We start from the raw sequence: 19,868 nt of genomic DNA, 5'->3' as shown, positions 1-19,868 counted from the left end.
CGGGGACGACCCCCAAGGTCCATCGAGGAGCAGGACGATGAGCACTCAGACTGTCGAGAACGGCCGGCACCGGGTGGTGGTGATCGGCTCGGGCTTCGGCGGCCTGTTCGGCACCAAGCACCTCAAGCGCGCCGACGTCGACATCACGCTGATCTCGAAGACCTCGACCCACCTGTTCCAGCCGCTGCTCTACCAGGTCGCCACCGGCATCCTTTCGGTCGGCGAGATCGCGCCCGCCACCAGGCTGGTGCTGCGCAAGCAGAAGAACGCGCAGGTGCTCCTCGGCGAGGTCACCGATATCGACCTGACCCACAACACGGTGACCTCGCGCCTGCTCGACCAGGACACCGTCACCCCGTTCGACAGCTTGATCGTCGCGACCGGCGCCCAGCAGTCCTACTTCGGCAACGACCGGTTCGCCACCTACGCACCGGGCATGAAGACCATCGACGACGCGCTGGAGCTACGCGGCCGGATCCTCGGCGCGTTCGAACAGGCCGAGCTCGCGACCACTCAGGAGGAGCGCGACCGGCTGCTGACCTTCGTCATCGTCGGCGCCGGACCGACCGGTGTCGAGCTGGCCGGGCAGATCGCCGAGCTGTCCGACCGCACTTTGGAGGGCACCTTCCACAACATCGATCCACGCGACGCGCGGGTCGTGCTCATCGAGGGCGCCGGCGCGGTGCTCGGGCCGATGGGGCCGAAGCTGGGCGGCAAGGCCGAACGACGACTGGAGAAGATGGGCGTCGAGATCCAGCTCAACGCCATGGTGATCGATGTCGACGCGTTCGGCGTCACGGTGAAGGACTCCGATGGCACGATCCGCCGCATCGAGTCGGCGTGCAAGGTCTGGTCGGCGGGTGTGCAGGCCAGCCCGCTGGGCAAGATGATCGCCGACCAGTCCGACGGCACGGAGGTCGACCGGGCGGGCCGCGTCGTGGTCGAACCGGACCTGACCGTCAAAGGCCACCCGAACGTCTTCGTGGTCGGCGATATGATGTCGGTGCCGAATGTCCCCGGCCAGGCGCAGGGCGCCATCCAGGGCGCGACCTACGCCGCCAAGCAGATCAAAGCGGGGCTGAAGGGCCAGACCCCGCAGGAGCGCAAGCCGTTCAAGTACTTCAACAAGGGCAGCATGGCCACCATCTCGCGGTTCAGCGCCGTCTGCCAGGTGGGCAAGCTCGAGTTCGGCGGGTTCCTCGCGTGGCTGGCCTGGCTGGCGCTGCACCTGTACTACCTGGTCGGCTACCGCAGCAGGATCATCACCGTCATCCAGTGGTTCGTCACCTTCCTCGGCCGCAGTCGCGGTCAGATGGCGGCCACCGAACAGTGGGTCTTCGCCCGGCTGGCCTTGGAGGCGATCAGCAACGGCGACGACGAGGACGCCGAACAATTGGCCGCCGCCCTCGGCACCTCCACCAACAGCCGCGTGGCCGTGGACAAGGCGCACACCGACGCCAAGGCCGGCTGACCGGTGTAGTAGCGCGCTCGACCAATCCAGGTCGCCGACAGATCCGAATGTGAGGCGTCGAAGTCTCCTTCGGATGAAAGGTGATCTATGGGCACAGGCAAGCACCGAGCACCCGCTCCGCATCGGCCGAAGCTCGGCTCCATCGTCGCCGCGGGGACGGTTCCTCTCGTTCTCGCGCTGGTGGGAACCGGTACGGCGAACGCAGAGCCCGATCACCCCGCTCCGGTGACCAGAACGGATTCCACCGAGCAGGCCCAGTGGCCCGCGGCCGAGGCGCCGAACGTGCGCCCGTACGAGGGTCTGCGAATCCCGGACGACGTACTGAGTTCGTTGCAGTGGGCACGTCCGTTGCCGGATCACCAGTACCTGGCTCCGGTGGAAGGGCTGCACGCTCCCGTTCCGGTCGCCCCCGTGCCGCCGATCGCACCGCCTTCGGGCAAATTGCGCTTCGGCGACGTGCAGGTCGACGCACCGGAGTGGCTCTACCGGGAGCAGGCGATCCAGATCAACGACAGCTCCGCGATGGCCGAGGCCGATATGGCGACGTTCCTGGATTCGATCGGGATGGAGCGCACGAGGTCCGACCGTGTCGCCGGGCAGACCATGGGCGCCGCCGCGATCGGCGCGGCGGCGGGCTTCGTGTTCGCCAGCCCGTTCGCGTTGTTCGGGGCGGCCATGGGCGGGGGTCTCGGCCTGGCCATCGGTCTGCCGTTCGCACCGATCGGCCTCGCCGCGGGCCCGGTCGGCGCCGCTTATGGCGCGGCCCTGATGGCCGCCCCGCTGTCCGCCATCGGCGCGGGCATCGGCGCGGGTCTCGGGGCGGTACACGCACTCAGCGCGCCTCCGCGGGCGCTCAGCGCGCCGGCGCCGGGGGCGGAGGCCACCGAACCGGCTCCGGAGGTCGCCGAGCCGGCTTCGGAGACCGCCGAGTCGGCTTCGGAGACCGCGGATACGGCCAACGGCTGATCGGATGACCGTTCCGAGGAGCGAGCCGAAAGGGTGGGAACCCGACGACGCTGTCGGGCTCCCATCCTTTCTTTCTCCATGTCTCGGGTGGACTACACCTGTCCGAGACGAAATCGACAGACTGCACGGTCTGTTCATCAGACGTTCAGCAGCGCCCCGGTACGGGTGAACAAGCTGCCACCCGCCGCCAGCGGCAGCCGGGTCTGCGTCAAACCGGTCGTCGCCGCCGCGCGTTCGTCCGGATAGACGAGTTCGCTTTCCAGAGCGCGAGGCGCCGACAGCGCGTCGTCGGCCGGTGTGCCCGCGCCCAGCGCCAACCGGTGGCGCAGTAGCGGTACGTCGTCCACGTCGGCGATCAGGTCTCCTTGCCACTCACCACCGTCCTCGCCCGCGCGGCCGACCTGGACGCGTTCGCGCATGCGCAGCCGGGCGCCGGAAGCCAACCGAATCGTGGTGACCGTGTGGTGCCGGGCGCCACCGGCGACGATCATCGGCTCGGGATCGAAATCCAGCGCTCCTCCGCTACCGACCTCCAGGTGCCAGCGTCCGGACGACAGAAGCGTCGCCGCGCCCGGTAGCGCGAGAGTCGCCGCGACGGAGCGCACCACCAGTTCGGCGCCGGGCGCGACCACGATCGCGATGTCGAGTTCATCCCCGCCCAGCGGTGTGGCGGCGGTGCCGATCAGATGGACCGTTCGCGGGCCCGTGCGGCGGGCCGACAACCCGCCGCTCGCGTAGATCTGCGGAAGGACCGCCGGGTAGGCGACTATTCGTAATTCGGTGCGCACCAGCGGCGCTCAGTGCGCGGCGGCGGATTCGTCCGCACGGTCCCGCTCGGCGACCGCGCGCAGCTGCTCGCGCACCCAGGCCAGCACCGGTGTCGCCGCGGGATCCTCGGTGAGCGATACGAGCACCGTCGGCCGGTCCGCGCGCACCCGCGCCGCGTCGCGCTCCATCACGCCGAGGTCCGCGCCGACCAGCGGCGCCAGATCGGTCTTGTTGACCACCAGCAGGTCCGAGAAGGTCACGCCCGGGCCGCCCTTGCGCGGGACCTTGTCGCCGCCCGCTACGTCCACCACGAAGATCTGCACGTCGATCAGGCCGGAGGAGAAGGTCGCGGTCAGGTTGTCGCCGCCGGATTCGACCAGGATCAGATCCAGCGGCGGGTTGGCGGCGACCAGGTCCTCTATGGCGTCGAGGTTGGCGGTGATGTCGTCGCGGATGGCGGTGTGCGGGCAACCGCCGGTCTGCACGGCGGTGATCCGCTCGTCCGGCAGGACCGCGTGCCTGCGCAGGAAATCGGCGTCCTCGGTGGTGTAGATGTCGTTGGTCAGCACCGCCAGCGACAGCTCGTCGCGCAACTGCCTGCACAGTGCGGCCACCAGCGCGGTCTTGCCCGAACCGACCGGGCCGCCGATGCCGATGCGCAGCGCCTCTCCGGGCGTGCGGGTCCGTCTCGGCCGATCGTGACCGTGGTCGTGCGGCTCACCGTCGATCAGATGCGGGGGCATGGCGCGGTCTCCTTCTTCCTGGGCTTCAGCTCGCGAACAGGGGCATGTCGCGTTGCCGATGGCGCTCGGCGAGCACGTCCTGCAGCGGATCGGACATCGCGGCGAGACCGGTCACGGCTTCGGCGGCGACGCGGTCGCACAGGCCGGCCAGCCGGATCGTGCACGCGGCGATCTCGGCGGGATCCAATGCCAGCAGGCGCTGAGCGGCGGTGGCGGCGCCGGTGAGGGTCGTGTAGACGACCACGCCCGCGATTTCCCGGGGCGGCACCGAGGCAGCCGCGCCCGCCATGCCGAAGACCGTGGACAAATGCGGCGTGGTGCCCAACGGCGACCAATCGTGCCGGGGCCAGAGCTGTTTCGCCAGGCGCAGCAGGCCACGGCCCTGCGCGCGCGATGCGGCCCGCGCAGCGGGGGCCGGTGTGCGCGCGTCGGCTTCCGCCTCGGCGCGCACCGGATCCAGTTCACCCGCGCACACCGCGGCGGCAAGCGAAGCGGCCACCAGTCCCGCCGTCCGGATCCGGCGGCGCAGATACAGCTCCACCGTCGCGGCGTCGCGGACCGAGCCGGACGCGACGGCTTCTTCCACGCCGCCGGAGTGCACGTGACCGCCGATCGGCAGCCGGGAGTCGGCGAGCGCGAGCACCATCGTCAGCCCGGACGCGGCCGGACCGGTCGAAGTGGATGCAAGCACCGGTCGATCCTATGTCCCGACGGGCCGACCGGCGTCCCGGTCGTCGCGGGTCAACGGCGGAAGGCGCGTTCCATGAGGCGCTGGGCGCGGCCCCGGGTCAGGTCGGTCCACGCCTGTACCGGGGCCGACCACCACGGGGCGATCTCCCGCGGCTTGGCGGTCACCGCGTGGCAGACCAGGTCGGCGGCCTCGTCCACGGTCAGCCCGGGGACACGGCTGAAGTCGGTGGGCGCGCTCATCCTGGTGTGCACGAGCGGCAGGTAGATCGAGGTGATGGTGACGCCGTCGCGGGCCACCTCGGCCGCGACACTGCGCAACCAGACGTCGAAGGCGGATTTCGACGCGCCGTAGGCCGCCCAGCGGGGCGCGGGCGGCATACGCACACCCCAGGTGGACACATTGACGATATGGCCCGCCCCGCCGGCGCGCATGGCGGGCAGCAGCGTGAGCAGCAGGCGCACCGGGCCGAGGTAGTTCACATCGATGGTGCGGGTGAAATCGTGGAAACGGTCGTAGGACTCCGCGATCGGGCGGCGGATCGACTTGCCCGCGTTGTTGATCACCACGTCGAGGCGGCCGTGCTCGTCGAGGAGCGTGCGGCCGAGCCGTTCGACGGCGTCCATGTCCGTCAGATCGGTGGGGTAGGTGTGCGCGACACCACCCGCGGCGGTGATCTCCGCGGCCAGCCGATCGAGTTCGTCACCGGAGCGGGCCACGAGCAGGACGATCGCGCCCGCCGCCGCCAGCTTGCGCGCACTGGCCTTGCCTATGCCGTGCGAGGAACCGGTGACCAGCACGATCTTGCCGCCCACCGCGGCGCGCAACGCCTGCTCGCGCGGACGCGATGTGGGATACAACAGCCGCGTCGCCACCCGTTCGGCGATCGGCCGGCCGTTTCTGGAGGCGTGAGCGTGGTTCACGAACTCGACTGTAGGCGTCGATCAGGACACCCACCCGGGGGTTCGTGCGATCAGTGCGCGCGGGTGATGTCCCGCACGAGTTGGGGCAAGTCCTGGCGGGTGAGGTAGGCGGCGATGCTCAACTCCCCGTCGCCGCGCCGGACCAGGAAGTCGCTGTAGAGGTCGAGGGCGGGTGCGTCACCGAGAGTCATCGTCCAGTGCGCCGAAGTGAGCCAGTAGTGCCCGCCGAGCTCGATGGTGGACTGGTCGGTGAGCAGCGCGTGCCCAGCTGCGAGCCCGTGGGCACGGGCGCGGGCGGCGGCGATGAATTCCTCGCGGGTGACGCAGCGGCTCGTCGTGGGCGTGACGACAAGGATCTGCGGATCGAAAAAGCTTGGCAGCGTGTCGAAGTCGGACGCCGAGACACTGTCGTCGTAGCGGCGGAGGAACGCCTGGACCGCATCGATGCCGGACCTGGAAACGCCGTCGGCGTGCGCGGAGTCATGCGAAAACATGACATTTGATTTTATCACGAACGGCGTTCGACTCCCGGGAGGCGCGCCGATACGCGACTCGAGCTTTTCTACTCATGCGTCCGGCAGCGGCGATGTGCTCGAATGTAGTTTCCAGGGAGACTCTTTCGCCGGGCTACGTCCCGGCACGCCAGCCGAGGGGGAACACCGTGTCGACGCCGGACACGCAGGTCTCGATCGCCCAATGGATCGCACGCGGACTCGCGATCGTGGTGCTGGTCCCGATCCGCCTGCTATGGGAGGGCATCCTCCTGCTCGGCCGCGTCACCGGAGCGGCGCTCGTGTTCGTCGCGCGGCATCTGCTGGTTCCGGTAGCCGAACTGATCTGGCACTGGATGCTGCGGCCCGCGTGGATCTTCGCGAAGGACTTCTTGTGGGGCTGGGTGATCCAGCATCTGCTGTGGGGCTCGGTGCTCACGCCGTTGGCCTCACTCCTGCTGGAGTACCTGCTGCGACCGCTGCGGCGAGCGGTGGAAATCTTCTTGTGGCGCAAGGTGATCCGCCCAGCCGGGGCTTGGCTGCTGCGTTGGGTCGTGTCCCCGATCGTCTACGCCGTCGCCTGGGTGTGCCGCTACACCGTCGAATGGCTGATCGTCTGGCCCCTGTCCCGGTTATGGCGTTGGGTGCTCCGCCCGCTGTGGAATGTGGTGCGCGCGACCGCGCGGTACGGGTGGCGGGTGGCCGCTCGCATCGTGGGCGCGCTCGTGGTGATGCCGTGCCGGGCGGTGTACCGCTTTGTGCTGCGCCCGGTGTTCGCCGCCTTCGCTGTTGTCTGGCACGCGCTGGTGGTGCGTCCGGCCCGATGGGTGCACGGCACGATAGTCCGGCCGATGAACCGCTGGGCGGCCGAGGTCGTGGCGACGGTGTTCGGCCGCTGATCGCGCGGCTCAGCGCGGTCCGGGTGAGGCGAACCGCGCGATCAGCGCCATCGCGGTGAGCGCCGTCGCGCCGACGGCCACCGCGACGTGCATGCCGTCGACGAAGGAGCCGCGCGCCGCCTCCACCAGCGCCGCGTCACCGGCGGCCCGCTGGATGGTCTCGCCGAGCGTCCCGGCGTAGTCGCCCCCGGACCGGAAGATCAGCGCCGCGAGCGACCCGAGCAGCGCCAAGCCCAGCGCGTTGCCCAGCTCGAAACTGGTCTCCGAGATGCCGACCGCCGACCCGGCCCGCTCCGGCGGCACCGAGGACACCGACACCTCGGACACCAAGGTGAACGCCAGACCGTAGCCGACTCCGGCGATCGGGGACCCGGCCAGATACCACCCCAGCCCGTCGTGCGCGCCGACACCGAGCAGCATCAGGTTGCCCGCCGCGGAGGCCAGCAAGGCGAACACGAAGGTGGCACGAGCGCCGAAGCGATGTCCGACCCGGGCGCCGCCCACCGAGCAGACGAAAACGGCGATCGCCATCGGAATGCCGAGCACGGCCGCGGCCAGCGGCGTTCGCCCGGTCACCGACTGCAGGTAGACGCTGGTCAGATAGCTCAGCCCGGCCAGCGACATCATCCCGGTCAGACTGGCGCCGATGGCCACCGAGAACTGGGGCCGGGCGAACAATCGCAGGTCGAGCAGAGGTTCGTCGAGCCGGCGCTGCCTGCGCACGAACACCGTCAGGATCACCACGCCGACCAGCGCGACGACGATCGCCTGCGCGTCGATGCCTTCGGTCGCGGCGTGTTTGATGCCGTACACCACCGGCAGAATGCCGCCGATCGACAGGGCGACGCTCGGTAGGTCCAGCGGGCCCCGCACGCCCGCCCGGTGTTCGGGCAGGACGAACGGACCGAAGGCGAGCAGCACCAGCAGCACCGGGATGTTGATGAGGAACACCGAACCCCACCAGAAGTGGTGCAGCAGGACGCCACCGATGATCGGCCCGACGGCAGAGCCTCCGGCGAAGAACGCCGTCCAGACGCCGATCGCGGCGGCTCGCTCCCGCGCATCCGGGAACAGGCTCGAGATCAGCGCCAGGCTGGACGGCAGCAGCGTCGCGCCGCCGATGCCCATCAGCGCTCGCGCGGCGATCAGCACGCCCGCGCTGGGCGCGAACGCGGCGATCACCGACGCGATGCCGAAGACCGCGGCGCCCACCAGCAAGATGTTGCGCCGACCGATCCGGTCACCGAGATTGCCCATGGTGATGAGCAGTCCCGCGATCAGGAACCCGTAGATGTCCAGGATCCACAGCTGCTGGTCCGCCGACGGGTCCAGGTCGAGCGTCAGGGTCGGCATCGCGAGGAACAGCACCGAGATGTCCATCGACACCAGCAGCACCGGCAGCAGCAGGACCGCGAGGCCCAGCCAGGCGCGGCGCGAGCCGGTTGTGGACGGCGCGGCCCGCACCGGCTGCACGTCTGTCATCGCCGAACATCCTCTCGCTGGCGCGTACGTCGTACGCATGAGTCCGGGTACAGTGTACGCATGCTGCGCCGCGCCGCCATAGTCGATACCGCGATCGAGCTCGCCGACGCCGAAGGCTTGGACGCGCTGTCCATGCGGCGCATCGCCGACCGGCTCGGGGTCGGCGCCATGTCGCTGTATCGCCACGTCGCGAACAAAGACGAACTGCTCGCGCTGATGACCGACGAAGTGGCCCGGCGCAATCCGTACCCCTCCCCCGAAGGGCAGCGGTGGACCTGGCGCGACCGGGTTCGCATCGCCGCCGAGATCGACTGGGCCCTGTACCGGCGGCATCCGTGGGTGCTGCTCACCTTCGCCACTCCGCGCTACAGCTTCGGGCCGCAGAGTCTGGCCTGCCTGGCCTGGTTGGTGGACGGCTTCCTGGAACTCGGCGTGTCCACCCGCGAGGCGACCGGCATGTCCTTCTCGGTATGGAACCACATCTCCGGCGCGACGCTGCCGGAGATCAGCGCGGATTTGATGGCGCGCAAAGGCATGGACCCCGGCGGGGACAACGGGCTGCGGACGCTGTTGAACGGCACGGCGCAGGATTCGATCCCTTCCGCGCTGACCGATCTGGCCGGCAGCGGTGTGCGCGATCTGACGCAGGAGGAACTGCTCTACGACGGACTCGACGCGCTCTGCGACGGATTCGAGGCCAGGGCCGCGCGCCGCGATCGGTTGACCTCGACCTGAGTTGATGTTGCAGGCTGGCCGGCGACCGCCTCACGACCAAGGAGCCACCGTGCACGCCATTCGCCTCCATGCCTTCGGCCCGGCCGAGAATCTGCGCTACGAACCCGTACCCGATCCCGTGCCGGGCCCCGGCCAGGTCCGCATCGCGGTGGCCGCCGCCGGTGTGCATCTGGTCGATACGACGCTGCGCAGGGGCGAGGCCGGGCCGTTTCCCGCGCCCGAGCTGCCGACCATCCCCGGGCGCGAAGTCGCGGGCACGGTGGACCGCGTGGGCGCGGGCGTGGCCGCGAGTCTGCTGGGCGCGCGGGTAGTGGCCCATCTCGGCGCGGTGCCCGGCGGATACGCCGAACTGGCCGTCACCGACGCCGCCCGGCTGCACGAGATCCCGGCGAACCTGGACGCGGCGGAGGCGGTGGCCATGATCGGCACCGGCCGGACCACCATGGGAATCCTGCAGTTCACCGAACTGAAGCCCGGCAGCGTCGTGCTGGTGACGGCCGCGGCGGGCGGCATCGGCACCCTGCTCGTGCAGTACGCGAAGAACGCAGGAGCCACGGTGATCGGCTTGGCCGGTGGCCCAGCGAAAGTGGATCAGGTGCGGCGCAACGGCGCCGACCTGGCGGTGGACTATCTGTCGCCGGACTGGCCCGAGCCGGTCCGCGCGCGCGTCGGCGACCACGGGACGAACGTGCTGTTCGATTCCGTGGGCGGCGAAGTCGCCCGCGCCGGCATCGATCTGCTCGCACCGGGCGGGCAGCATCTGGTCTACGGCTGGTCGGGCAAGTCGGCGGCCGAGGGACCGGTGCGGCTGTCCGCCGAGGAACTGGCCGAACGCGGCATCACCTCCGAGATGGTGATCGGCCCGCCGATGTCGGCGCGTGCGGGCGGCGATCTGCGCGTGCTCGAGGACCGCGCCATGGCCGAGGCGGCCGCAGGCCGGCTGCGCCCCGCGATCCATCGCTTCGCGCTCGCCGACGCGGCCGCCGCGCACCGCGCGCTGGAGACTCGCGCGACGACCGGCAAGGTGGTGCTGGAGCCCTAGCCGAGCGGGTTCACTCGGCGCTGTCGCCGTTCACCACGGCATAGGCGAAGCCGTCCCAGCCCTTGCCGCCGACGGTCTGGACCACGGTCGCGTCCAGGCTCGGTTCGGCGGAGAGCAACTCCACCAGCTCGCGACTGGCCTGTGCGTTCGGATCCTCGGAATGCTCCTCGGCGATCGCGCCGCCGCGCACGACATTGTCGACGATGATCACCGAACCGGGCCGGGTCAGCCGCAGCGCCCACAGCACGTAATTCGAGTTGTTCACCTTGTCCGCGTCGATGAACACCAGGTCGAACGGGTCCGGGTCCTCCTCCGCGAGCACGGGCAGGCTGTCCAGCGCGGCGCCGACCCGGATCTCCACCCGGTCGCCCACACCCGCCCGCTCCAGGTTCGCCCGCGCCACATCGGCGTGCTCGGCGGCGAACTCCAGGGTGACCACCCGGCCCTTGGGCCCGACCGCGCGAGCGAGCCAGATCGTGCTGTATCCGCCGAGCGTGCCGATCTCCAGCACCCGACGTGCCCCAACCGTCCTGGCCAGCAGATGCAAGAACTTCCCCTGCGGCGGTGACACATCGATCGGGGGCAGGCCGGCCGCCTTGTTCGCCGCCAGCGCCGCGTCGGAATCGGGATCCGCCACCAGCGTCTCCACGAGATAGCGGTCCACATCGGCCCATCCAGGTGTCGTCATACCTGGAAGTCTGCCACCCGATTCCGCCCGCGTGCCCACCTCGCCGGGTAGCGTTCGGCACAGAGACGTACATGTCCCGGGAGCGCGCCGACGAACGGACGGACAGGATCCGACATGACGAATCTTGCGCGGGCCTTCGCGGTCATCGCCTGCTCGATCGCCTTCGGCGCCACCGGCTCCGTCGAGGCCGCCCCCCTCGGCGGCGGAGCCGAGTACGTCGCGCTGGGCGATTCCGGGGCGGCCACCACGGGCGTGCGGAACTTCGACATCACCGCCCCGCCGCGCTGCCTCCGCTCGACCGCGAACACACCGAAGCTCATCGCCCGGGAACTCGATCTGCGCCTCGACGACCGCACCTGCAACTCCGCGCGCATCCCGGATCTCGCCGCCGCGCAGCAGCCGGGCATTCCACCGCAGTTCGAGGCCCTCGGTCCCGGAACCAGGTTGGTCACGGTGCACATCGGCGCCAACGACGCCTTGATGGCCGAGCACATCGTCGCCTGCCACGTCTACGGCCTCTCCGGCGCAGGTGGGTGCGCCGGCCCGGACTGGGATGCCGCCATCGACGCGATCGCGGCGCCCTACGCGGCCGCGTTGCAACAGGTTTCGGATCTGGCGCCGAAGGCGATGATCGTCGTCGACGGTTGGCCGACCTATGTGCGCGACGGCGGCTGTCCGGAGCTGGTCGGTCTTCGACCGTCCGACGCCGCGCCCATCCAAGCGGCCTTCGATCGTCTCGACACCGTGGTCGCCCGCGTCGCCACCGCGCACGGCGCGATCTACGTCGACACCCGCGCCGCCTCGGCGGGCCGTGACGCGTGCGCACCCGTCGGTATCCGCTGGATCGACCCGGTCATCGCCACGGAAACACTCATCCCCTACCACCTCACCCCGCAGGGCATGCGTGGCGTCGCCGACGTCATCCTCCCCGCGATACGTGCCACCGGCCTGCCCCGCTGAACGATTCGGCCGCACCGACACCACCGCCCCGGACTCGGCGGAGTCCGGGGCGGGTCGGGTGGTGTTATTTCGAGAAGTTCTCCGGCGGCTGCCAAGGACGGCCGTGCGGGTCGTCCGGGCGCTGGGCCGGCGGCTGCTGTGGCGGCTGCTGTTGTTGCGGCGGCTGCTGCTGGGGCGGGAAAGCCTCCTGCGGCGGGATGACCGGCACGTGCGGGGACGGTTCGAAACTCTGCGGAGGCGGTGTCGGTGTCGGTGTCAGCCCCTCGACCGGAGTCCGCGCCGTCGCCTCGGCGGCCCGGACGGCCCGCTCGATGGTCGGGTCGGGTGCGGTGTCGAACCAGTCCGCGACATCGGAGTCGTCCTCCGGCTTGGCTTCCGCGCCGTCCGAGGCGGGCGGTTCGTACCGGAACACGCCGTCCTCGCCTTGGGTGCCGAAGCTCTTGGCGAACCCTTCCAGCGCTTTGCCGAAATCGCTGGGCACCAGCCACACCTTGTTGGCGTCACCGCGCGCGACCATGGGCAGCGTCTGCAGGTACTGGTAGGCAAGCAGTTCCGGCGTCGGCTTGCCGGATTTGATGGCGGCGAAGACTTTTTCGATGGCCTTGGCCTGGCCTTGCGCCTGCAGGAAGGCGGCGGCGCGCTCACCCTGCGCCCGCAGGATGCGGCTCTGCCGTTCGCCTTCGGCGGCCAGGATCGACGACTGCTTGGCGCCCTCGGCGGACAGGATCTGCGCCTGCTTCGAGCCCTCGGCCGTCTTGATCTGCGATTCGCGCTGGCCCTCCGCGGTGAGGATCATGGCGCGCTTCTCCCGGTCGGCCTTCATCTGCTTCTCCATCGACTCCTGAATCGACGGAGGCGGATCGATGCTCTTCAGCTCGACCCGCGCGACGCGCAGCCCCCAGCGCCCGGTCGCCTCGTCCAGCACGCCGCGCAGCTGGCCGTTGATCGAATCGCGGGAGGTGAGGGTCTGCTCGAGCGTCATACCACCGACGACGTTGCGCAGCGTGGTGACGGTCAGCTGCTCGACGGCGGCGATGTAGTTGCTGATCTCGTAGACCGCCGCCTGCGGGCTGGTCACCTGGAAATAGACCACGGTGTCGATGTGCAGGGTCAGGTTGTCCTCGGTGATCACCGGCTGCGGCGGGAACGACACCACCCGCTCCCGCAGATCCACCTTGGCGCGCACCCGGTCGGCGAACGGCACCAGGAACGTGAGCTGGCCGGACACGGTACGCGAATACCGGCCCAGTCGCTCGATCACCGCGGCCTCGGCCTGCGGCACCAGCGCGATCGACTTGAAGACCACCACAACGACCAGCAACACGAGGACGGCGGCAACGATCAGTACAGGCATCAAGGCCCTTTCCAGACGACGGCGGTCGCGCCGTCGATCTTCATGACATACACGGTCGTACCCGGTTCGTAGACTTCGGTCGTGTCCATCGGCCGCGCGGTCCACACTTCACCGCCCAGTTTCACCTGGCCGGAGTGCGCGGCGACCTGTTCGAGCACCAAGGCGGTCTTCCCCGGCAGCGCGTCGACGTTCGTCGGCGTGGGCGGCGGAGTTCCGAAGCGACGCCGGATGATCGGCCGAACGCCGAGGAACAGCACCGCCGAGACCACCGCGAAGACGATGGCATCCACCACGAGCGAGGTGTCGGCCGCCGCGCTGACACCCGCCGTGCCCAGCGCGGCGACACCGAGCATCAGCAGGGTGAAATCGCCGGTGAGCATCTCCGCCGCCGCGAGCAGAACGCCCGCGACCAGCCAAAAAATTGCGGCCACACGACCACTGTAGTGCGCCGATCATGATATCGGGCGCGACCTTCGCGAGTACTCCCGATGAATTCCGGCCGCGAACGCGCGGTGACCCGGGTGCGTCGAAAGCCGCAGCGGCGGTGCTAGCTTCAAGCGGGTGAGCGGGCGTGACAGGTATGGCGACATCTACTCCGGACATCCTCGATCGAAGAAGAGGGTGGTGCCGACGGTCACCGCGGATCGCGACCTGGTCGTCGAGGACGCCGCCACCGGATTCTGCGGCGCGGTGGTCGGATTCGATCGCAGCTACGACGGCGAGTTCGTCAAGCTGGAGGACGCGCGCGGCGCGGTGCGCCTGTTCGCGCTGCGCGAGGCCGCGTTCCTCATCGACGGCGAGCCCGTGACGCTGGTGCGGCCGACGGCCGCCCCGCCGAAGACGCCGAGCCGTTCCGCCTCCGGCTCCACCAGGGTCGATGGTCTGCGCGCCCGGATCGCCCGCGGCAGCCGGATCTGGGTGGAGGGCGTCCACGACGCCGCGCTCGTCGAGCGGGTGTGGGGCCACGACCTGCGCGTCGAGGGCGTCGTAGTGGAGCAGCTGGAAGGCCTGGACAATCTGGCCGCGCGCCTGGCCGAATTCCGGCCGGGGCCGGGCAGGCGGGTCGGCGTGCTGGTCGACCACTTGGTGACCGGATCGAAGGAGACCCAGCTGACCACCGGACTCGGGCCGCACGTCCTGGTGACCGGTCACCCGTTCGTCGACGTCTGGCAGGCGGTGCGCCCTTCCACCCTCGGGATCGCGCAGTGGCCCCGGGTGCCGCGCGACGAGGATTGGAAGACCGGCGTCTGCGAACGACTGCGCTGGGGCACTCCGCAGGACGGCTGGCGGCGGGTGTACGACGCGGTGAGCTCGTTCCGTGATCTGGAGGCGCCGCTCATCGGCGCGGTCGAGCGCCTCATCGATTTCGTCACCGAACCGGATTAGCGCGTTCCGGGAGCAGGGCCCGAGCCAGATGCCGGGCGGTATCCGCGCGGACCCCCTCGTCGCGGGCAGCGCGGCGACCCCGGTTTCCGCGCTGCTCACGAATGCCCTCGCGCATGGATGCCCACCGGTAGCGCCCACCCTTTATGCTCGATAATTATGTGCTCTCCAAGTGCGACGCTGACGGTGTGGGCGAGCTCCTGGCTGGCCGGCCGCAGCGCGCCCGACGACGTTTTGGCCGCCTTGCACGCGTGGGCGCCGAAGCACACGATCGCGGCGGGCGACCCGCTCACCGGCGGCCGCACCGATCTACCCTGGTCCGCACACGGCAACCTGCCGGGAAGCGGAGTCATGGCGCTGCTCAAGGTGATTCGCGAGACGATGGCCCAGTCCGGGGCGCAACTGCGGCTGGTGCTGCCCGTCCCGGGGGACGTGCGCGGAGTTCCCAGCGGAACGGCGTTCGCCGCCGACGCCGTCGAGGCCGAGGAGGGCATCCTGATCGGCGCACCCGGCGCCGAAGGCACCGGCCTCATCCCGCAGTGGTCCGACGACGACACGCTGCAGTGGACCGTCTACAGCACCCCCATCCCCGCCGCCCCCGGCCCCGACATGTCACTCGGCGAGGCCGAATACGCGATGCGCGAAGCGGTCCGCGACGCCGCCGATGCGCTGATGAAACTGCACACCACGTCGCTCGGCACGGTCGACTCCGATCCGCGCGAACTCATCGAAGCCGAACTCGCCGACTACTCGCGCCACGACTACCCCGAGTCGATCCCGCTGCGTGCCAGGCGCATTCTCGACACCGCCGACCATGTGGCGGCCATCCTCACGGTCGCGCAGCGGGAGCCCGCTTCCGCGCCCACGTCCGCCAGCGCGATCGGCGCGCAGGAATCGCTGCTGCGACCGCTGTGGGACGCGATCCGCGCCGCGCGCCTGGTCGCGGTGCACGCCTCCGCGCGCGAGAGCCGCTGACATCATGGCGCGGGCGGTGTGACATGCGAGTTTCCCGCCGTGGCCGCACCGCCGCCCTCACCGTGCTGATCGGCCTCGCGCTACACGCCCCGGCCGCGGCGATCGTGGGCGGCACCGATGCGACGACGGCGGAGTACCCGTGGCTGGCCGCCATCGGCACGCCCTTGTTCCTCACCCGCGCTTCCGGCCAGTTCTGCGGCGGCGCACTCGTCGCTCCGGACGAGGTGATCACCACGGCGCACTGCGTGGCCCTGGCCCGTCCGCTCGCACAGACGCTCACCGTCACCTTCGGCCGCGACGACCTCCGCGAGCACAGCGGAAGCACGGTGCACGTGAAGGATATTCGTATTCATCCGGACTTCCGTGCCACCGTCATCGACGCGACGACCGCCTATCAGAACGATGTGGCGATCCTGACCCTGGACGAGCCGCAGTCCGGTCCGACGATCACCGTCGCCGCACCCGCTCCCGGCAGCACCGCAACCATCCTTGGCTGGGGCGCGACCTTCGAAACCGATGAGGCCAACACCCGGTTGCACGCCGCGAACGTTCCGCTGTCCATCGACGCGGAGTGCGCCACCGTCTATGGCCCGGCCTTCGATCCGCGCACCATGCTCTGCGCGGGCAGCCCGACCGCCGACACCGCACAGTACGACAGCGGTGGACCGATTCTCGTCGACGGCCGTCTAGCCGGTCTCACCTCCTGGGGCACCGGCGCGGCCCGCCCCGGCTTCCCCACCGTCTACACCCGCTTGGCCGCACCGAACTTCTGATCGTTCGAGTCGGGGATGCTCACCGCTGCGGCGGCTGGTACGGCTGCTGCGGCGGATAGGGCTGCTGCGGGTACTGCTGATACTGCTGTTGCGGTTGCGACGGGTAGGGCTGCTGGTACTGCTGCGGCGGCGCGTACTGCTGTTGCCCCGAGAAATCCTGCGGAGGATACGGCTGCGGGTACTGCTGCCCTTGCGGATACTGCTGTTGCTGGAACTGCTGCTGTTGCGGGTACTGCTGCTGGGACTGGTTCGCTTTGCCTCGCTTACTCAGCCAGACGATGAGTCCGATGACCACGGCGACGACCCCGATGCACAGCAGCAGACCACCGATGGAGAAACCACCACCGCCACTGCTACGGCCGCGGCGCCTGGCCTCCGTGGCGTCGAGCGCCACCGTCCACACGTTCGCATCGGACCAGGCGTGCGGATCGAGCAGCGCGGCATTGGTCAGCACGTCGGCATAGGTCATCGAGAGATACCCCCCAGGAAGTCGGATTCGGCGAACGGTCGCTGGCGATGCTATCGCGCCTGCGACGCCTCAATTCCCAGTCGTGGGACGGCGCACAACCGCGCAACAGCCGACGGCACACGGTTCGCCGTCGCGTGTGCAGCCGTAGCCCGGGACCGACCCGAGCCGCCGGGGTTCGACGCCGCGCAACTGCTCGGAGACCAGCTCGACGATCAGCTTCGCGAAGCGGGGATCGGTTCCCGGCGTCGCGGCTCTGGCGAAGCCCATGCCGAGCTCGGCGGCTTTCTGCGCGGCCTCGTTGTCCAGGTCCCAGATGACTTCGAGATGATCGGAGACGAAGCCCACCGGGCAGACGACCACGGCCTCGACCCCTTTGGCCGCGAGATCGTCCAGGTGGTCGACGATATCCGGATCCAGCCAGGGCACCTGCGGCGGACCGGAACGAGACTGCCAGACGACGTCGTAGTCGGTGAAACCCGTTGCCGCGGCGCACAACCGGGCCGCGTCGGCGACCTGACGACTGTAGAGCCGCCCACCGTCGGCCGGCGGCCCCGCGGCGGCATCGGCCGATACCGGGATCGAGTGCGCGGTGAACACCAGCCGCGCCGCGGTGCGCTGCCCGGACGCGAGCTGATCGCGCGCCGCGCGGATGGCGTCGGCGAACGCCTCGATCAACAGCGGGTGATCGAAGTACTGGCGCAGCTTCAGCAGTTCCGGCGCGCCCGCGCCGAATGCCGCACGCGCACGGACGATGTCCTCGTGGTACTGCAGGCAGCCGGAGTAGCCGCCCCAGGCAGAAGTCGGGAAGACCAGCGCGGAGCCGACGCCGTCGGCGGCCATCCGGGCCACGGTGTCCTCCACCATGGGGTGCCAGTTCCGGTTACCGAAGTACACCGGCAGCTCGAGGCCTGCTGCGGACAGTTCGGCCTCGACCGCCGCGATGATGTCGCGATTGAGCGCGTTGATCGGCGAGACACCGCCGAAGTGCAGGTAGTGCTCGGCGACCGCCTCGAGGCGCTCACGTGGCACTCCCCTGCCCCGGGTGACGTTCTCCAGGAACGGCATCACGTCTTCGGGACGCTCCGGACCGCCGAAGGACAGCAGCAGCAGCGCGTCGGCGGTCCGAACCACGGTGTCTCCCCTCGAATCCGGCTCAGTTGATGGACATGTCCTCGGGGAACCAGGTGTTGTGGCTGGCTCCGCCGTCGACGTAGATGATCGAGCCGGTGGTACCCGGCAGCCAGTCCGACAGCAGCGCCACGATCGACTTCGCCACCACCGTGGGGTCGTCGACGTCCCAGCCGATCGGCGACGCGCCGTCCCAGTAGGTGTTGAGCTGGTTGAGCTTGGCCGCGTCGTCGGTCGCGGTGCCCGCGATCGCCTTGGCGGCCAGCGTCTTGATCGGACCGGCGGCGATGAGGTTGGAGCGAATCTTCTTGGCGGCGCCCACCTCCCGCGCGACGTACCGGTTCACCGACTCCAGCGCCGCCTTCGCCACACCCATCCAGTTGTAGAAGGGCATCGCCGTGCGCGGGTCGAAGTCCATGCCGACGATCGAGCCGCCCTCGTTCATCACCGGCAGCACCGCGCGCGACAGCGAGGCGTAGCTCCACGCCGAGATCTCGAACGCCTTGGCGGCGTCCGGACCGGGACCCTCCAGGAACGGCCGCGCCTCCGGCCCCATCAGGGTGCGGGGTGCGAACGCGATCGAGTGCAGCACTCCGTCGATGCCCTGCGGAGCCAGTTCACGCAGCTTGTCGGCCAGGCCTGCGAGATCCTCTTCGCTGGTGACGTCGAGCCCGATGGCCGGCGGGACCTCCTGGGGCAGGCGCTTGGCGATCCGGTCGATCAGCCGCAGCCGCTCCGGGATGCCGGTGATGACCACTTTCGCGCCCTGCTCCTGCGCGACAGCCGCCGCGTGGAACGCGATCGACGAATCGGTGATGATGCCCGTGACCAGGATGGTCTTGCCTTCGAGCAGTCCGCCCATGAGTTCTCGGTTCTCCTGAAATTCGTATGTGGGATTGGCTGCGGGCGGCCGCGCTCGGCCGCGCTACGCGTTCGGTGTGGTCAGTGACCCATGCCCATGCCGCCGTCGACGGGAATCACCGCGCCGGAGACGTAGGCGGAATCCTCGGAAGCCAGGAAGCTGACGACGGCCGCGATGTCCTCGGGCTGGCCGAGCCGCTGCAGGGGGATGAACTTCTTGGCCATGTCGCGCATGTCTTCGGGAAGGTCGGCGGTCATGTCGGTCTCGATGAAGCCCGGGGCGACGACATTCGCGGTGATCGACCGCGAGCCGAGTTCGCGGGTGATCGAGCGGGCCAAGCCGATCACACCCGCCTTGGACGAGGCGTAGTTGATCTGTCCTGCTTGGCCGCTCATGCCGACCACCGAGCCGAGGAAGATCATCCGGCCCCAGCGCCCGCGCAACATCGCGCGGTTCGCCCGCTTGGCGCACCGGAACGCACCGGTCAGATTGGCGTCGAGCACGCGGGTGAACTGCTCCTCGTTCATCCGCATGAGCAGCGTGTCGTCGGTGATACCCGCGTTGGCCACGAGCACCTCGACCGGCCCTTGGTGCGCCTCCACCTCGGTGAAGGCGCGGTCCACCGATTCGCTGTCGGTCACATCGCATTTCACACCGAACAGGCCGTCGGGCACCCCCGACCCACGATGCGTGACGGCCACCTTGTGACCGTCGGCAAGCAGACGCTGCGCGACCGCGAGTCCGATGCCGCGGTTACCGCCGGTCACCAGGACCGAACGTGACGTTGTGTTCGACATGGGCTAAACCTACCTGGTCGAGGTGATCACGCATGAGCGGGCATCGATGCTCGAGGTGATGACACATGCTCCGGCATCGGTGCTCGTGCGATGTCACCCGTTCGAGACGCCGGCGGGCGGCACATCCGGGCCCGGCGCTGGTCGGGCCCCGATCCGATCCTCCGATGTCGTCGCGCTTCGCCGCGGGTTCACACACGAAAATCGGGCCGTGTGCGTGCGACCGCTCGTTCGGCCCGTCGCAGGGAACTGCGCTCCGCGCGGGGGAGCCGTT

22 protein-coding genes are annotated in these 19,868 nt (G+C 69.7%); 9 read left to right on the top strand and 13 right to left on the bottom strand.

Annotation, left to right across the window (positions count from 1 at the left end; all coding sequences use genetic code 11):
• The first annotated feature begins 37 nt into the window (after positions 1-37).
• Complete coding sequence (locus ABZ420_RS18425) at positions 38-1,471, top strand: NAD(P)/FAD-dependent oxidoreductase (RefSeq protein ID WP_357123884.1); 1,434 nt, start codon at positions 38-40, stop codon at positions 1,469-1,471.
• Positions 1,472-1,558: 87 nt separating this feature from the next.
• The gene (locus tag ABZ420_RS18420; protein WP_357123882.1) at positions 1,559-2,437 is read left to right on the top strand and encodes a hypothetical protein; all 879 of its coding nucleotides are present in this window, start codon (positions 1,559-1,561) and stop codon (positions 2,435-2,437) included.
• 137 nt (positions 2,438-2,574) lie between these two features.
• On the opposite strand, the gene ABZ420_RS18415 is transcribed toward ABZ420_RS18420, so the two are convergent.
• The 5 genes from ABZ420_RS18415 to ABZ420_RS18395 form a co-directional block, all read right to left on the bottom strand.
• Entirely contained in the window at positions 2,575-3,225 is a 651-nt protein-coding gene (locus ABZ420_RS18415; RefSeq protein ID WP_357123879.1) for an urease accessory protein UreD, read from the bottom strand.
• Between the two features lie 9 nt (positions 3,226-3,234).
• Entirely contained in the window at positions 3,235-3,948 is a 714-nt protein-coding gene (ureG, locus tag ABZ420_RS18410; RefSeq protein ID WP_357123876.1) for an urease accessory protein UreG, read from the bottom strand.
• Positions 3,949-3,973: 25 nt separating this feature from the next.
• Positions 3,974-4,594, bottom strand: coding sequence for an urease accessory UreF family protein (locus ABZ420_RS18405; RefSeq protein WP_357124250.1), 621 nt, complete (start codon positions 4,592-4,594; stop codon positions 3,974-3,976).
• Positions 4,595-4,689: 95 nt separating this feature from the next.
• Positions 4,690-5,511: an SDR family NAD(P)-dependent oxidoreductase gene (locus ABZ420_RS18400; protein ID WP_357124247.1), complete on the bottom strand. Its 822-nt coding sequence runs from the start codon at positions 5,509-5,511 to the stop codon at positions 4,690-4,692.
• A 98-nt stretch (positions 5,512-5,609) separates the two neighbouring features.
• Positions 5,610-6,053: a DUF4440 domain-containing protein gene (locus tag ABZ420_RS18395; protein WP_357123873.1), complete on the bottom strand. Its 444-nt coding sequence runs from the start codon at positions 6,051-6,053 to the stop codon at positions 5,610-5,612.
• 167 nt (positions 6,054-6,220) lie between these two features.
• On the opposite strand from ABZ420_RS18395, the gene ABZ420_RS18390 reads away from it, so the two are divergent.
• Positions 6,221-6,949 carry a hypothetical protein gene (locus ABZ420_RS18390; protein ID WP_357123870.1) on the top strand — a complete coding sequence of 243 codons (729 nt, stop codon included), beginning with the start codon at positions 6,221-6,223 and terminating at the stop codon, positions 6,947-6,949.
• A gap of 9 nt (positions 6,950-6,958) precedes the next feature.
• On the opposite strand, the gene ABZ420_RS18385 is transcribed toward ABZ420_RS18390, so the two are convergent.
• Positions 6,959-8,431, bottom strand: coding sequence for an MFS transporter (locus ABZ420_RS18385; protein ID WP_357123867.1), 1,473 nt, complete (start codon positions 8,429-8,431; stop codon positions 6,959-6,961).
• Between the two features lie 60 nt (positions 8,432-8,491).
• On the opposite strand from ABZ420_RS18385, the gene ABZ420_RS18380 reads away from it, so the two are divergent.
• Both ABZ420_RS18380 and ABZ420_RS18375 read left to right on the top strand, forming a co-directional pair.
• Positions 8,492-9,166: a helix-turn-helix domain-containing protein gene (locus ABZ420_RS18380; RefSeq protein ID WP_357123864.1), complete on the top strand. Its 675-nt coding sequence runs from the start codon at positions 8,492-8,494 to the stop codon at positions 9,164-9,166.
• Positions 9,167-9,215: 49 nt separating this feature from the next.
• Positions 9,216-10,208, top strand: a complete 993-nt coding sequence (locus ABZ420_RS18375; protein WP_357123861.1) for a zinc-binding dehydrogenase — start codon at positions 9,216-9,218, stop codon at positions 10,206-10,208.
• A gap of 10 nt (positions 10,209-10,218) precedes the next feature.
• On the opposite strand, the gene ABZ420_RS18370 is transcribed toward ABZ420_RS18375, so the two are convergent.
• The gene (locus tag ABZ420_RS18370; protein WP_040867389.1) at positions 10,219-10,896 is read right to left on the bottom strand and encodes an O-methyltransferase; all 678 of its coding nucleotides are present in this window, start codon (positions 10,894-10,896) and stop codon (positions 10,219-10,221) included.
• 114 nt (positions 10,897-11,010) lie between these two features.
• On the opposite strand from ABZ420_RS18370, the gene ABZ420_RS18365 reads away from it, so the two are divergent.
• Positions 11,011-11,856 (top strand): SGNH/GDSL hydrolase family protein, encoded by an 846-nt coding sequence (locus ABZ420_RS18365; protein ID WP_357123858.1) that lies wholly within the window; start codon positions 11,011-11,013, stop codon positions 11,854-11,856.
• Positions 11,857-11,920: 64 nt separating this feature from the next.
• On the opposite strand, the gene ABZ420_RS18360 is transcribed toward ABZ420_RS18365, so the two are convergent.
• Both ABZ420_RS18360 and ABZ420_RS18355 read right to left on the bottom strand, forming a co-directional pair.
• On the bottom strand, positions 11,921-13,210 hold the full coding sequence (locus ABZ420_RS18360; protein ID WP_357123855.1) for an SPFH domain-containing protein: 1,290 nt from the start codon (positions 13,208-13,210) through the stop codon (positions 11,921-11,923).
• Entirely contained in the window at positions 13,210-13,641 is a 432-nt protein-coding gene (locus tag ABZ420_RS18355; protein WP_062974793.1) for an NfeD family protein, read from the bottom strand. Before ABZ420_RS18355 ends, ABZ420_RS18360 begins: the two co-directional genes overlap by 1 nt.
• 130 nt (positions 13,642-13,771) lie before the next feature.
• Here ABZ420_RS18355 and ABZ420_RS18350 point away from each other — a divergent pair, with 130 nt between their 5' ends.
• From ABZ420_RS18350 to ABZ420_RS18340, 3 genes are all read left to right on the top strand, one after another.
• A complete protein-coding gene (locus tag ABZ420_RS18350) occupies positions 13,772-14,596 on the top strand; it encodes a DUF3097 domain-containing protein (RefSeq protein WP_357123853.1) in 825 nt (274 codons plus the stop codon).
• Between the two features lie 156 nt (positions 14,597-14,752).
• On the top strand, positions 14,753-15,568 hold the full coding sequence (locus ABZ420_RS18345) for a hypothetical protein (protein WP_357123850.1): 816 nt from the start codon (positions 14,753-14,755) through the stop codon (positions 15,566-15,568).
• Positions 15,569-15,591: 23 nt separating this feature from the next.
• Positions 15,592-16,341 carry a serine protease gene (locus ABZ420_RS18340; protein WP_357123847.1) on the top strand — a complete coding sequence of 250 codons (750 nt, stop codon included), beginning with the start codon at positions 15,592-15,594 and terminating at the stop codon, positions 16,339-16,341.
• 19 nt (positions 16,342-16,360) lie between these two features.
• Here the strand turns inward: ABZ420_RS18340 and ABZ420_RS18335 are convergent, their stop codons facing one another.
• The 4 genes from ABZ420_RS18335 to fabG1 all read right to left on the bottom strand — a co-directional run bounded on the left by ABZ420_RS18335 (position 16,361) and on the right by fabG1 (position 19,597).
• Entirely contained in the window at positions 16,361-16,810 is a 450-nt protein-coding gene (locus tag ABZ420_RS18335) for a hypothetical protein (RefSeq protein ID WP_357123844.1), read from the bottom strand.
• A 69-nt stretch (positions 16,811-16,879) separates the two neighbouring features.
• On the bottom strand, positions 16,880-17,941 hold the full coding sequence (locus tag ABZ420_RS18330) for a ferrochelatase (RefSeq protein WP_357123841.1): 1,062 nt from the start codon (positions 17,939-17,941) through the stop codon (positions 16,880-16,882).
• A 22-nt stretch (positions 17,942-17,963) separates the two neighbouring features.
• Positions 17,964-18,800 (bottom strand): NADH-dependent enoyl-ACP reductase InhA, encoded by an 837-nt coding sequence (inhA, locus tag ABZ420_RS18325; RefSeq protein WP_040867400.1) that lies wholly within the window; start codon positions 18,798-18,800, stop codon positions 17,964-17,966.
• Positions 18,801-18,880: 80 nt separating this feature from the next.
• Positions 18,881-19,597 (bottom strand): 3-oxoacyl-ACP reductase FabG1, encoded by a 717-nt coding sequence (fabG1, locus tag ABZ420_RS18320; RefSeq protein WP_062974804.1) that lies wholly within the window; start codon positions 19,595-19,597, stop codon positions 18,881-18,883.
• Positions 19,598-19,868: the final 271 nt, after the last annotated feature.

The organism is Nocardia sp. NPDC005745 (assembly GCF_040630775.1).
GTDB lineage: Bacteria > Actinomycetota > Actinomycetes > Mycobacteriales > Mycobacteriaceae > Nocardia.
Note: the sequence above shows the minus strand (reverse complement) of the source record. Positions and strands in the feature narration are given on the sequence as shown.

Excerpts from the sequence above, each read along its gene's own strand:
- ABZ420_RS18370 (WP_040867389.1), bottom strand. The coding sequence starts at position 10,896 with ATGACGACACCTGGATGGGCCGATGTGGACCGCTATCTCGTGGAGACG.
- inhA (WP_040867400.1), bottom strand. The coding sequence starts at position 18,800 with ATGGGCGGACTGCTCGAAGGCAAGACCATCCTGGTCACGGGCATCATC.
- ABZ420_RS18345 (WP_357123850.1), top strand. The coding sequence starts at position 14,753 with ATGTGCTCTCCAAGTGCGACGCTGACGGTGTGGGCGAGCTCCTGGCTG.
- ABZ420_RS18335 (WP_357123844.1), bottom strand. The coding sequence starts at position 16,810 with ATGACCTATGCCGACGTGCTGACCAATGCCGCGCTGCTCGATCCGCAC.
- fabG1 (WP_062974804.1), bottom strand. The coding sequence starts at position 19,597 with ATGTCGAACACAACGTCACGTTCGGTCCTGGTGACCGGCGGTAACCGC.
- ABZ420_RS18420 (WP_357123882.1), top strand. The coding sequence starts at position 1,559 with ATGGGCACAGGCAAGCACCGAGCACCCGCTCCGCATCGGCCGAAGCTC.
- ABZ420_RS18365 (WP_357123858.1), top strand. The coding sequence starts at position 11,011 with ATGACGAATCTTGCGCGGGCCTTCGCGGTCATCGCCTGCTCGATCGCC.
- ureG (WP_357123876.1), bottom strand. The coding sequence starts at position 3,948 with ATGCCCCCGCATCTGATCGACGGTGAGCCGCACGACCACGGTCACGAT.
- ABZ420_RS18385 (WP_357123867.1), bottom strand. The coding sequence starts at position 8,431 with ATGACAGACGTGCAGCCGGTGCGGGCCGCGCCGTCCACAACCGGCTCG.
- ABZ420_RS18360 (WP_357123855.1), bottom strand. The coding sequence starts at position 13,210 with ATGCCTGTACTGATCGTTGCCGCCGTCCTCGTGTTGCTGGTCGTTGTG.
- ABZ420_RS18425 (WP_357123884.1), top strand. The coding sequence starts at position 38 with ATGAGCACTCAGACTGTCGAGAACGGCCGGCACCGGGTGGTGGTGATC.
- ABZ420_RS18395 (WP_357123873.1), bottom strand. The coding sequence starts at position 6,053 with ATGTTTTCGCATGACTCCGCGCACGCCGACGGCGTTTCCAGGTCCGGC.
- ABZ420_RS18380 (WP_357123864.1), top strand. The coding sequence starts at position 8,492 with ATGCTGCGCCGCGCCGCCATAGTCGATACCGCGATCGAGCTCGCCGAC.
- ABZ420_RS18340 (WP_357123847.1), top strand. The coding sequence starts at position 15,592 with ATGCGAGTTTCCCGCCGTGGCCGCACCGCCGCCCTCACCGTGCTGATC.
- ABZ420_RS18405 (WP_357124250.1), bottom strand. The coding sequence starts at position 4,594 with ATGGTGCTCGCGCTCGCCGACTCCCGGCTGCCGATCGGCGGTCACGTG.